Origin of the sequence: Mucilaginibacter sp. R-33 (assembly GCF_049949235.1) — a bacterium.
Classification (GTDB): Bacteria; Bacteroidota; Bacteroidia; order Sphingobacteriales; family Sphingobacteriaceae; genus Mucilaginibacter.
On the sequence record NZ_CP188089.1, the window covers coordinates 3445461 to 3457896 of the forward strand.

A 12436-nucleotide genomic window follows, 5' to 3' on the forward strand; every position below is an offset into this window, starting at 1 on the left:
TCATTTCTCCTTTAGAGTTTCTGGATTTAATCACTCAGCATTACTCTGGATGGAGTAATTTGGCGCTAATCACTCAAAATATCTTCACATTTCTCTTTCAAAACCTTCAAACGGTTATTCAGTTCGGTCAACCCGGCATCATTACCAATGTTCTTATAAAGCGTTTTTATCAGGGCTAAAGTATTGTCGTCAGCATCGCAGGCCTGTGCCTTCTCCAATTGAGGCAGGGCTTTTTTGACAGCCTTAATGTATTCGGCATCTGTAGATGGGGTATTCAAAGGCTTATCCGCATCGGGGATATTTTTGAGATACAAGTATCCCAAAGCCCGGTGGGCCACATAATAATCAGGTTCGGCAGCAACTACGCGCTCATATAAGGGTATCGCATTTACACTTTGATTGTCATCTTCATAAAGCCTGGCCAGTGAATTGAAAAAATTGATCTTAACTTTGGCTGATAGTCTGGCCGTATCCTGCATAATTTGCCGGGATAATTCCATTGCCTTATCCTGTTCACCCTGCAAACGCGCCAAATTAAAGTCGAGGTATTTGTTGTAGGTATCTTCAGCAGTTTGGGCCTGTGTTAAGGTAACAGCCATTAATAAGATTATTACCGTCAGTATTTTCCTGGGCATGATTGCGGGCTTGGTTCTGAGCTATAACGCTGAAAGGGAGTGTTTAATATGAAAACCAAAACTATAAAACCTTAAACATTTTAACCAAAGGCAATACCACCCCATCAGGCATCGGCTGATCTATATTTTCCATGGCTTTGTATCCCATAGCTTCGTAAAGCGGCACACCAGGCAACGTAGCTCCTAATTGCAGGCTCTTAAAGCCGTTGTTTTGTGCAGCAGTTTCGCAAACCTTTATGATATAACTACCTATACCCCTCCGGGCATAGTCCGGATGAACAAAGAAAGCCCTGATCCTGGCAGCATCATGATTGGGATCAAGCAATGGGTCTTCAATTTCTTTATGCTGATCGCCACCGTAAAGTGTATTGCGTTTGCTCCAGCCGCCACAGCCTACGGTAACGCCGTTTATTTCGGCTACATAATAAGTACCATCGGTAACCAATTGGGTATCCACTCCAAAAATGTACTTAATAGCACTTTCAATTTGCTGCTGATTATAATAATTAGTGCTTAATCCACGAACAGAAAGAGCGATTAGCCCCTGCAATTCGGGGATATCATTAAAAGTTGCTAAGCGGGTTGTAATGGCAGACATGGTGGTAAATGTAACGTTTTAGTAAATAGCACAACCTGCACTATTAAAGAATGACCTTATTCTGAAAATTGAATAATTCTGTAATTCTGATTCGGACAATTCCGCCTGGCACAAAGCGCTTCTTTCCTCTCACTGCAATATCATTTTACAAAAACAGTACATACACACTGCTTGTTAGTACGCATATTTGCAAAAACAAAAAACATGTCTACACTATTCTCTCCCCTTAAAATAAAAAACATCGAACTAAAAAACCGCATCGTAGTATCGCCTATGTGCGAGTATTCAAGCCAGGATGGTTTTGCCAACGACTGGCACCTGGTACACCTTGGTAGCTTTGCTACAGGCGGTGCAGGGTTAATCATTACCGAAGCCGCCGCGGTATCACCCGAAGGCCGCATTACCTTCGCCGACCTGGGTTTGTATAAAGACGAACATGTTGAAAAACTAAAACAGATCACTGATTTTATAAAGGCTCAGGGCGCTGTTCCGGGTACCCAGCTGGCGCATGCAGGACGTAAGTCAAGTCACCAGGAACCATGGAACGGCGGTAAACAGGTCCCTGCCGATCAGCCAAACGGTTGGCAAAGTGTTTCGGCAAGTGCCATTTCTTTTTTTGAAAATGAAGAACCACCGATAGCTTTAGATAAAGCGGGCATTGAAAAAGTAAAAGCCGATTTCAAAGCCGCTGCTAAACGGGCTGTTGATGCCGGTTTTCAAGTGATAGAATTGCATGGTGCACACGGATACCTGATCAATCAATTTCTTTCACCGTTCAGTAACCAACGTACAGACGAATATGGCGGAAGCTTTGAAAACCGCATTCGTTTACTCCTCGAAATAATTGAAAGTGTTAAGGAAGTTTGGCCTGAAGAGAACCTACTGTTTGTACGGATTTCGGCAACCGAATGGGTAGAAGGCGGCTGGACGGCCGGAGATTCCGTTGCATTAGCCAATATTTTAAAAGGAAAAGGTGTTGATTTGATTGACTGTTCAACAGGCGGAAACATACCAAATGTTAAAATCCCGTTAACACCAGGTTATCAAGTTGAATTTGCCGAAAAAGTTAAAAAAGAAAGCGGTATACTTACAGGTACGGTAGGTTTGATCACCAAATCGGACCAGGCTAACGAAATTATAGAAAACGAACGTGCCGATCTTGTGTTTTTTGCAAGGGAAATGCTTCGTGATCCACATTTTGCCCTGCGCGCTGCACATGAGCTTGGCCACGAAATAAAGTGGCCTGTTCAGTATGAACGCGCTAAATGGCATTGATTGGTTAATGGCTAATAGTTCATGGTTCATAGCAGTACCTGAAACTATTTCCTAAACTAATCCAACCATCAACAATGAACCATAAACTATGAATTAATATAAAAACCACACGCTATGAAACGTACAGCAAACGCCCATTGGAACGGTACATTACAGGCAGGCCAGGGAGAGATCACTACCCAAAGCACTGTATTAAACAAAACCCAGTATTCATTTAAAACCCGCTTTGCCGATGGCATCGGCACTAACCCCGAAGAGTTATTAGCTGCTGCTCATGCAGGCTGCTTTACTATGGCTGTTGGCGCTGCTTTAACCCAGGCAGGCTTTACTCCTAATGATTTAACTACCGATGCAATTCTTGACCTTGATATGCAAGCCTTAGAGGTTACAGGCATCCATTTAGAAATAAAAGGATCAGCAATTGATGGTGTTTCTGAACAGCAATTCAAAGAAATTGCCGAAGGCGCCAAAGCTAACTGCATTATTTCAAAAGCGCTGAGCGTACCAATTACTTTGAGTGTTACTTACGCTTAATTACATTTTACAAAATACAAAAGGGGGATTGTGCTGTGCACAATCCCCCTTTTGTTGACTCATCCCTTATCCACTCCTTTTTAAAACAACAAAGCCGCCGGCAAACCGGCGACTTTTCAGCACATATTAAATCAGGGGTCAATAAGCTATATTACAGCATAAATACAAGCAACATGGTAATATGGACCAGAACGCTGAACGCGAAAAAACCAAGCAGTGTACGGATACCGGAGCCGCCCATACCGGCTATGATGTTGGCAAAGAATAACACAAGAGTTACTACCAGTACTACTATCGGAGCATTGTAATAATACAGCAGGAAAGCAGGTACAGGTAAAAAGAGCACACCTTGTGAAACAAGTGAAAACATGAACCAAACTGTTTTATTAGGTGCCTGGCTATCGGCAAAGGCCATTAACTTATTCCAGGTATTGTTGCCGGCTTTAGTATTGGCGGTGTTAACGGTATTGGTATTTGCAGTGGCCCATTCAGGAGCATTTATTTTTAAAGTTGCCATGATTGTTATCTTTTAATGATACAAAGATGGCTGGTACAGCTTACCTGTAACATGACCATGGTGTGTTAAAAAGATGATCGTGGTCACTTTCAAAAGCTGAAGGCTGAAAGCAAAAAGCGAAAGTGCATCCTAATAAAAACCGGATCAAGACATTTGAACATCAACCAACTCACAATAACATTGCCATAAGCCATTGATTACTAAATTAAAAAGCTTTATTCAAAGCAGACTGATTACCCGCCAAATCAACCGCTCTCACTGTTAACTTGCCTTTACCCCCCAAACTCCTGTCCACCACAAAATAATTTAACGGCGTAAAACCTATCCGTTTGCCATTATTGTAAATATTATAGCCCAGCACCCGCTTATTATCCTTAGATGCCCGCCATTTTATAGTACCGGTAGCTTTAACCAGTTTTACCTGCTTTGGTGCGGTGGGTGGTATTTTATCCGGGTCAAGTTGCATCACGCAGTTCATCAGCGCGCGGAAAGTGTGATAAGTTCCCTTCCAGATCTGGCCTTTGAGAGCGGTTTTGTATTGGGGTTGTTTATCTATACCCCCCTGGTACCAGTCGCCGTGTTCATGGTCAATGAGGTAGGTTTGCGTATATTGCCACAGGGTTTTAAACTTTTCAAAGTACTGGTGCTTATCCTGCGGATACCTGGCGGCCATAATGAGCAGCGTGTTGAGTCCTTCGGCCTGCGCCCACCAGTTCTTGGTATCCTCAGTAATGGTAAGTCCGGGCTTATCTTTAAAGTAATAGCCCTCATCGTAAAAACCGCCCACTTTATTATCCCAGCCATTATCCAACGCATCATCAACCATTTTTTTGCCCACCTGCAAGGTTTTGACATCCCCTTCAATACTTAAAGCAAGTGAAGCTTCGAGCACCAGATAAGCCGTTTCTACATTGTGCCCGTACGAAATATGATCAAGGCTATGATGCTGTTTATAAACAGTGAGGGTGGAATCGTGGTAAGATACCGGTGTCCAATCGGGTTGAAAAAACAGGATAAGATTTCCTCTATCATTAGTGATCTTATCACGCACCAGCATTAACATTTCTTTCAGGCGGGTTTTAAGCAATTCATCCGGCCACACGCTGTATAATTCAGTAAACGCCTCCAGCAGATGGATGGATGAGTTTTGATCTTTATAACCCGTTTCTGCAGTAGATTTTATGGTTGCATCCCTCACAATTGGTGTTCCATCACGCTGCATATGCTGACAGTAACCCTTATAAACCGGATCGTGAGCGTGTTTTTCCAACCACCAAAAACATTGCTTAGCCAAATTTAATGCGCTGGAATCGCCCGAGGCCTGGTAATATGCTGCAAGCGCGTAAATTGCAAAAGAATTACCATAAGCTTCTTTAGGAGCAAAACCACCCTGTTTGGGTTTGCCTTGTCTATCCGTAAAAATGTAAAAGCCCCCGTATTGCTTATCCCACAATTTATCCCGCAAAAACTCATAGCCATGACGGGCCCCCTCTATATAATATTTTTTTGCGGGGAAAAACTCAGCAGCTTTACTGTTGCTCCAAACGTGGCGCGCCTGGGTCACTATCATTTTATCCTGGTTACCTGTTGGCTTGAAATCATAGGTGAAAGCACTTAAAAAGCCACCATCGGCAGTATCAATAGCGGCCGGGTACCAGGGCTTAAGCAGTTCATCAACCATGGATATTTGCATTTCATGGGTTATCTTTTGCTTTTCGCTCTGATTATTTTGGGCAAATACAATCGACACGGCACCGGTTAAAGCCGACAGCAAAGTGATCTTCAATTTCATAAGCTTACTTTTTATTTAAAACATGATCGGCCGCTAAAACTAAAAACAGGTAGTCGGTTGTGCCACCGCCCAAAACGTATTCGCCCTGCTGCCACAGGTAAGGCCAGTTAAGCAGTTCGGGAAAATCAGGCCGGATAAGCGCCGTGCCCGAGGTAATACCACCGGGAATATATGAGCGGTCGGCCCTGTTAAAGCCGTACGCAGTTGTCATTGATTTTGAACCTACACCCGATACAAACGAAGCTGTATTAGAACCCGGATGGCAGCCCAGCACAAAATCAATAGCATGCAGCATATAGGTATCACTAAAAACAGACGGAAAACCGGAGTATAAAAAGTATTGTTTATAACCAAAATTCTGGATCCCCCATCCCGCTCCCCAAATATTGGGTTCGTACGGAACTCCATAAGGGGTTTTAGTTCCCTGTTGCTGAATTTGAGCATATAGTTTTTTTACTGCTTCGGTTATTTTATCATGATAATTTGCATCATTGATCAACCCCATGGTGCGGCCAACCAGCCAGCCGGTGTTATCAATACTATTGGCTATCGCATCGGTATTGTTTACCAGGTAATCGGCATAGGTTTTATCTTTTGTGGCGATGAGTAATTCTACCGCCAAAGCAACGCGATGGCGCAAAGTCTGGTCAGGTGTGTTTTTCCAAACTTCCTGTGCTATTTGCAGGCATTGCGTGGCAAGTGTATCATTATATCCCTTCATTACACGGCTTGCAGCAGCCAGAGCTGCGGCTGTTTCTAACGAACGGCCAGGGTTTTCCTCCGTAAACACCCAGCGGTCATCAGCCGTCGCGGGAGTTTTCAATACAGGGTTAATATTTGAAGCATTGGTTACAAAAGGTTTGTTATCGGTGATATTGGCGGCATCACCCAAAATGGTGTACTGCCTGATGGTTGGCTCAATAACTCCACGGTAAAAACGTCCCAAGGCCTGGTAGCCTCCTGTAATGGCTAATAAACCGTGCTCAATCTGTTGCAGCATATCCGGTTTGCCATCGGGCTGGTGAATTTCAACGATGTGGTTCTTTTGGTCGATAGTAGTATTATCATATCTTACGTCGAAAGCCTCATAAGCTAATGTAAGCCCATGTACCGTTTCTGCCTGCGATTCAACCCGCAGGTCAAAATCTCCGGCATCATGCCACGCACCCCGATCGAGAAACGGTACGTTATCGCCCGGTTTATATTTATTGAGTGTACTATGCCCCTGAATATAGCCGTCGAAATGGTTGGAATCAACCGGCGCCATTCGGGCATCATCCATATGGCATAAGCCATGCCATACGCGGTATTTTTCGTTAACCCGCATATGGCACATCTGTATAGGCAGGAAATATGAAAGCGTTGGCTGCCATACATCGTTTCTAAATACATCAGTGCTGATCTGGAATGGCTCCGTTTGATAATTGCCATATTTCACCAAATACATACCCGGTGTGGTGATCTTTGTAAAATCAAATTGCAGGTAATGATACCTTAAAAAATCTCCCCAAATGGTGGGTGTGGCTTTCAAAGCGGTTATTAGTCCGCCGTTTTCATTTATCCTCATCAGCGAAACCGGCAATACTCTTTTATCATTTTTATCCAGTTCAATTACCGCAATTTTTTGCTGCGCGGGATGGTACCCTACCTGCGATACCTGCACTACCGGTTGCGATTGCCAGCCCTCTACAGCATTTGGGGTTATCAACCATTCTACAGCATCTTTTGACGCGCCTTTAGCCACTAACGAACGTACCACAAACCAGCCATTGTTATGCTTGGCCCGGCCATCTAACAATTGCAGGCTGCCGCCCGAAAGGTTTTCGATAGTCATGCGCTGCAAATCGGTTTCGGGCGTAATAGTGAGCTTTCTGCCTTCGGCCATGGGCATAACCTGGGTTTCACCTTCTTTGTCGATATAAGTTTGTCCGTCGGCCTGTTGAGGGAATATGCCAAATTGCTTATCCATGTAATAAGATTTGCCAAACAAAATCCCCGGGAATAACTCCAGGTTAAAACCTACTTTACCTATCCAATTATCGGGCAATGGCTTATCCAAATCAACAATGATCCTAAACGCCTTTCCCGCAGGGATCACCCGAATATTATAAGCAAAATTCAGATCCGGATAGATAATAGGGTTGAAACCGTGGCGATTCATATCCGGATTGGGGAACTCCATGCGTACGCTTACTTCGCCGGTAGCTTTATTAACCACACGCTTACCTACTTTGGGTATAGGCGACCATTGACCCGGCGTGGGTTCCAGCCTGATATCACCATTGGTAGCTACACGCTGTCCGTTTTGAATAATGCCTACCCCTCCCTGATGCCCTTCGGGGTAAAAATCATAGGCAAGCATTACGTTTATGCCCTTATATTCAAGATATTCCTGCGCGTTAAGCTTCATTAAGCCAGCAGCAGGCTTAACCTGTGCATACAAAAAACTGGGCAGTAAACAACAGGCAGCAATAATCGCGGTGAAGGTAAATTTAGATCTCATCAGGATAATGGATTAACCGGTAATATGCAACAAGATATTTGCACGGCTAAAAATACCTCTGTGACAAGGGCTCAGTATAATGATATATTAACCTTTTGTTGCCAATTTTATACAATAACGGGGATTTTACATTAAAAATCACTATTAATAAAAAACCAGCCAATAACACCGCAAACAACTTATTACCAATTAATTAAAAATAAAAATACCTGATATTAGGTATTCAATTTGTTCAGTAATTAATTTAAATTTGATTACCAGTAATACCTGTGTGCCGAAAAAGGGATCAAAGAGTAGGCAACAATTATTAAACCGATGGCCTTCCTTTTATGCTTAGCTGTAATAGCTTCAATGCTGTTACTGAACCCCTGTTTAAAAAAACAAGTATTTAAACTATTTACAGCTGTTTTTTTTATTCTTATTTTCTCTGAAGCAGTTCACGCTCAGCCTGCCAACATTGATAGTGTAAAAAATAACGGGGTTAAAAAAGATTCAGTAACTAAAGCCCTTCTTCCCGATTCTATATTAAATATTTACAACCTAAGCGGAAGAAAAGATTCGGCCAGGTTAAATGAGATCATCGCTATCAGACTCAAAACTACACTCCCAATCGATTCGTTCAAAACCCTGTATGTTGACGATATCAAAGTAGGAGAAACTGCTTTTTGGAGTAATAACGATTACGAAAAGATCGTGTATTTCAAAATAGACGAGTCGGTACAGAACCTGGCCGTGCAGTTTTTAGCCAGCAAATCCATCGATAAAGCCCGCATTCCGGTATATTTTTCGGTGGGGTATTCGGGTGGTTACATAACCAAAGGATTAATAAAAACACAACTTGAGGTTAAACAGAAAATAAACCGGGTTTGGGTATGGATAATGGCCGTTATTATGGCCGGCTTCCTGGCTATGGGCTTAAAAAACAATATTTTAAAAGATGACAGCAACTTATACTACAGTCTGAGCCGCACGCAACTTCTTTATTGGACGGTCATTTTCTCGGTCACTTACCTCTATATATGTAATGAAACGGGGGCACTTCCTGACATCCCGGGTTCACTGCTGGCTATCCTGGGCATTAGCGCTGCAACTATGGCTACGGGCAAGGTTATCGAAAATGACCAAAAAACCAAAACGGAGATTGATCCCAAAGCACATAGTGAAGGCTTTTTTCATGATATCCTATCTGACAGGACCAGCATCAATATTCAGCGCCTTCAAAACGTGCTGTTCAATATCCTGTTCGGGCTAATTTTTATACAAAAAACCGTATCATCAAACCTGCTTCCCGATTTCGATAACAATATATTGCTGATGATGGGTATAAGCGCAGGCACCTATGCCGGGTTAAAGGCTACCGAACCAACCAAAGATCAGCCAACAGAGCAACATGATTCAACTACCGTTGGAAATGAAAAACCAACCGACCAACCCGAGGGAGATGACAGTAAAGGAGGTAGTGGTAAAACCAAATAAAAAAGCTTTAAAGCCGTTTAATGCAAATCAGGCACAAGTCCGGTATCATATGATGATTAACCGGGCTTGTGCCTGTTCTTTTAATTCGGGTTTAAGCTGGGTTAGCTTTGCACGGTAACGGTTGGGTCCCAGTAATAGTAACCAAATAATACCGGATTATCAACGCCCCGCTGGCGTACGTAAAGTGCAAACTGCACGTTATATTGCTCGGTACCTTTGCCAATTACAGTAGCCTGGTTAAACCAAAAATTTTGAGTAGAAAAGCCAACCGGAATAGCGGTACTATTAGTTGGCAAAATGCCTGTGCGCGTATATACATTGAAAGTTTCACCATCAAATACTACATCCTGCGCATACCATGCTAACTTGTAAATAACTACAGCCGAATCAAAGTTACCGTACTCTGATACTGCATACCAGCGTATAACATCACCTACATCAGCTTTGATGTTAAGGTCGGCGCCGCCAGATCCGGTCATGGTATTACCGCGGGTAGCAACCATATACATATAGTTATGCGGCAAACCTGTTGGATTGTTAGGATCCTGACTTGGGTTTGGATAATCGGTAGTAATTGCATCGGTATCGATAACTACCTGGATGTTGATGATCTCCTGCGAGGTGGAGACAAATTCACTGTTAATTGCCATGACTAAAAGGGTTATTAGGATAAATAAATGTCCCTACTCTTTAAAGGATTTTCGGGTTAGCTCCTTTGATCAGAGCGAGCAGAACCGAAGCGCTTCTTAACCGGTTTTTCTTATTCGCTTATCACAATACAAACCTCCGCTTATTTAAACAGGCTTATTAGAGAAAAAATACCGAATAAAAAAAATAAGTATTTATACGTATACAAACCATAAAAACACCCTTTCACACTATTTCACACCTACTAACTTTGCGACATAGGAAAATCAGCAGAAAACAAAGCGAACAATAAATAATTAGTGAGAAATTTTTTCACAGTAGTATAAATAATTTCTCACTTATATAATTTATTATTATCAACATAAAATATAAATAATACAACTATATTACCTGCATATTAAACCTATTATATCATGAAAAAACGACCTTTTAACTTATTCAGACCGATCGCTGCAGCGATTACTATTTGCTTGTTTTTTGCCATGACTTCATGCAGGCAGGCTACCAAATTTGCCCAGGTAAAGTACACCGCTACACAGATTAATCACTGGCTCGACTCGACCAAAACTGACAATTTTGTTTTTCAGTTTTACAGCCCTCAGATTGATGACGTTAAAAAGCCATATCAGCTTGTATCATATATTCTGGATACAGCCGGAGGATATCTTAACCCCATGCATCCCGATACACTGGCTATTACAAAAGACACACTGGTTAACTTAACCGGCCCGGTGGTTTTAGGCAATACATATCTCACCAAAAAAGCTATTATGGCGATTATCTCAACCGATAGCGGAAAAAAACGTGATTATGACTTCCTGGTTTTCACCCCTAAGATCATAGCTTCCAACCAGCACCTTGTATACGCCATCAGCCTTATAAAAAACGGTGTACCTATTGATTACCGCGACTCAGACACCGGGGATGTTGATTCAAATCCATCACCTCCGGCAAAAATGTAATAGCGTTACAAAACTGCTGCAAAGTGGAACAGCTAATAAAAGGTATATCTGACTGGTCGGAGGTTTGGGCGTTGCTCATTCCCCTGGCCATTCTTTGTTTGAAGAAAAAACAACCTGCTTTTAACAAACCTGTTGTTATATATTTATGGACGGCGCTGGCAATTAATGTAACTATTGATGCCATATGGAAGCTTAAAACAATTTTACCGCACCCATACAACACCAATAATTATCTGTATAATATACATTCCATAATCAGGGTGTTATTATTCAGCTCTTTTTTTATAAAGTTAAACCAGCAGTTTTTGTCCAAAACAAAAAGGATAGCGCCGTATATTTTTTTAGGGTTTGTACTTATCAATTTCATCTTTTATCAAAACTTTTTTGATTACGGACAATTGAGCAGCAGATTACTATCGTTTGAGGCGGTAATTATGATGTTTTATTGTATGCAGTATTACCTGTTTAAAATAACCGACGATGAAGAACCCAGTAAGAAACAGCCCGACTTTTGGATAGTAACCGGCCTGGGTATTTACTACACTGTAAACTTTTTCATTTTTTTGCTGTACAATGAACTCACGCTGCGTCTGCACAACTTTGCCATAAGCCTGTGGAACATCCACAATTTCACCTATACCATTTTATGTGTATTTATAGCGAAAGGGTTATATGAAACAAACGAATGATGATATCAGGCTCCTGCTCTTTATGGGCATTGCGGTTATGCTTTCCTTATTCGCAAGTATATTGCTCATTTTTATATTTTTTCAGCGTAAGAAATACCAGTATCAGCAAAAAATACAAAGGCTGCATCAAACCCAGCAAAACCAGTTGATAGAGGCAGCTGTGCGCAGTGAAGAAACTGAACGTCATCGTATTGCCGAAGAGCTGCATGATGAAGTGGGCGCCATTTTATCGGCATCAAAGCTGCATTTGCAAGGGGTAAAGATCAACGTTATTGATAAAAACAATGAGCCGAGGTATGAAAAAGGACAGGAGCTGCTTGACATGGCCATTAAACAGGTGCGTGGTATTTCGCACAATTTGCACTCCAGTATTCTGAAAGAGTTCGGGCTAAATGAAGCAATCAGGCATTTTGTTGAGAAAATAACAAATAACGACCTCATATTTATTACCACCGATCTTGATGATTCATATACAACCCAGGCTAATGAAAATGATATTAGCATATACCGCATGGTGCAGGAGTTAATGAACAATATACTTAAACATGCCAGACCTAAAAAAATACATATCACATCAACTTATAACCACGATGCTTTAAACATTAGTATTTTTCATAATGGGAAGGGGCTCAGCCATGCACAATATGAAGAACTGAAGTTTAATAAACAGGGCCTTGGCCTCAAAGCTATCCAAACCCGCATCATTTTGCTGAAAGGCGAGGTATCATTCAATCACAAGCCCGAGGGATACTACATTAATATCAGCATCCCCCGAACGATTACTATTTAACCATTATAACAATCAAA

General features: G+C 41.9%; 12 protein-coding genes. 6 read left to right on the forward strand and 6 right to left on the reverse strand.

Going from position 1 to position 12436, the window contains the following annotated elements:
- Window positions 1-65: 65 nt before the first annotated feature.
- Together ACP26M_RS14445 and ACP26M_RS14450 are read right to left on the reverse strand one after the other, a co-directional pair.
- Window positions 66-635, reverse strand: a complete 570-nt coding sequence (locus ACP26M_RS14445; protein WP_090523357.1) for a hypothetical protein — start codon at window positions 633-635, stop codon at window positions 66-68.
- Between the two features lie 61 nt (window positions 636-696).
- Window positions 697-1233, reverse strand: a complete 537-nt coding sequence (locus tag ACP26M_RS14450) for a GNAT family N-acetyltransferase (protein WP_373614738.1) — start codon at window positions 1231-1233, stop codon at window positions 697-699.
- 204 nt (window positions 1234-1437) lie between these two features.
- On the opposite strand from ACP26M_RS14450, the gene ACP26M_RS14455 reads away from it, so the two are divergent.
- Together ACP26M_RS14455 and ACP26M_RS14460 are read left to right on the forward strand one after the other, a co-directional pair.
- The gene (locus ACP26M_RS14455) at window positions 1438-2508 is read left to right on the forward strand and encodes an NADH:flavin oxidoreductase/NADH oxidase (RefSeq protein WP_426580863.1); all 1071 of its coding nucleotides are present in this window, start codon (window positions 1438-1440) and stop codon (window positions 2506-2508) included.
- 114 nt (window positions 2509-2622) lie between these two features.
- Window positions 2623-3042, forward strand: coding sequence for an OsmC family peroxiredoxin (locus tag ACP26M_RS14460; protein ID WP_354481211.1), 420 nt, complete (start codon window positions 2623-2625; stop codon window positions 3040-3042).
- Between the two features lie 151 nt (window positions 3043-3193).
- Here the strand turns inward: ACP26M_RS14460 and ACP26M_RS14465 are convergent, their stop codons facing one another.
- The 3 genes from ACP26M_RS14465 to ACP26M_RS14475 all read right to left on the reverse strand — a co-directional run bounded on the left by ACP26M_RS14465 (window position 3194) and on the right by ACP26M_RS14475 (window position 7854).
- Window positions 3194-3559, reverse strand: coding sequence for a hypothetical protein (locus ACP26M_RS14465; protein WP_426580865.1), 366 nt, complete (start codon window positions 3557-3559; stop codon window positions 3194-3196).
- 205 nt (window positions 3560-3764) lie between these two features.
- Complete coding sequence (locus ACP26M_RS14470; RefSeq protein ID WP_426580867.1) at window positions 3765-5351, reverse strand: AGE family epimerase/isomerase; 1587 nt, start codon at window positions 5349-5351, stop codon at window positions 3765-3767.
- A 4-nt stretch (window positions 5352-5355) separates the two neighbouring features.
- The gene (locus ACP26M_RS14475; protein WP_426580869.1) at window positions 5356-7854 is read right to left on the reverse strand and encodes a glycoside hydrolase family 9 protein; all 2499 of its coding nucleotides are present in this window, start codon (window positions 7852-7854) and stop codon (window positions 5356-5358) included.
- Window positions 7855-8169: 315 nt separating this feature from the next.
- Between ACP26M_RS14475 and ACP26M_RS14480 the strand changes: the two genes are divergently transcribed.
- Complete coding sequence (locus tag ACP26M_RS14480) at window positions 8170-9330, forward strand: hypothetical protein (protein WP_426580871.1); 1161 nt, start codon at window positions 8170-8172, stop codon at window positions 9328-9330.
- A gap of 101 nt (window positions 9331-9431) precedes the next feature.
- Here the strand turns inward: ACP26M_RS14480 and ACP26M_RS14485 are convergent, their stop codons facing one another.
- On the reverse strand, window positions 9432-9980 hold the full coding sequence (locus ACP26M_RS14485; RefSeq protein WP_426580873.1) for an inclusion body family protein: 549 nt from the start codon (window positions 9978-9980) through the stop codon (window positions 9432-9434).
- Between the two features lie 411 nt (window positions 9981-10391).
- Here ACP26M_RS14485 and ACP26M_RS14490 point away from each other — a divergent pair, with 411 nt between their 5' ends.
- From ACP26M_RS14490 to ACP26M_RS14500, 3 genes are read left to right on the forward strand one after another with little or no spacing between them, the layout of a single operon-like run.
- Window positions 10392-10940 (forward strand): hypothetical protein, encoded by a 549-nt coding sequence (locus tag ACP26M_RS14490; protein WP_426580875.1) that lies wholly within the window; start codon window positions 10392-10394, stop codon window positions 10938-10940.
- Between the two features lie 23 nt (window positions 10941-10963).
- Window positions 10964-11629 (forward strand): hypothetical protein, encoded by a 666-nt coding sequence (locus tag ACP26M_RS14495; protein ID WP_426580877.1) that lies wholly within the window; start codon window positions 10964-10966, stop codon window positions 11627-11629.
- The gene (locus tag ACP26M_RS14500; protein ID WP_091163090.1) at window positions 11613-12419 is read left to right on the forward strand and encodes a sensor histidine kinase; all 807 of its coding nucleotides are present in this window, start codon (window positions 11613-11615) and stop codon (window positions 12417-12419) included. The genes ACP26M_RS14495 and ACP26M_RS14500 overlap by 17 nt, the downstream gene beginning before the upstream one ends.
- Window positions 12420-12436 lie beyond the last annotated feature (17 nt).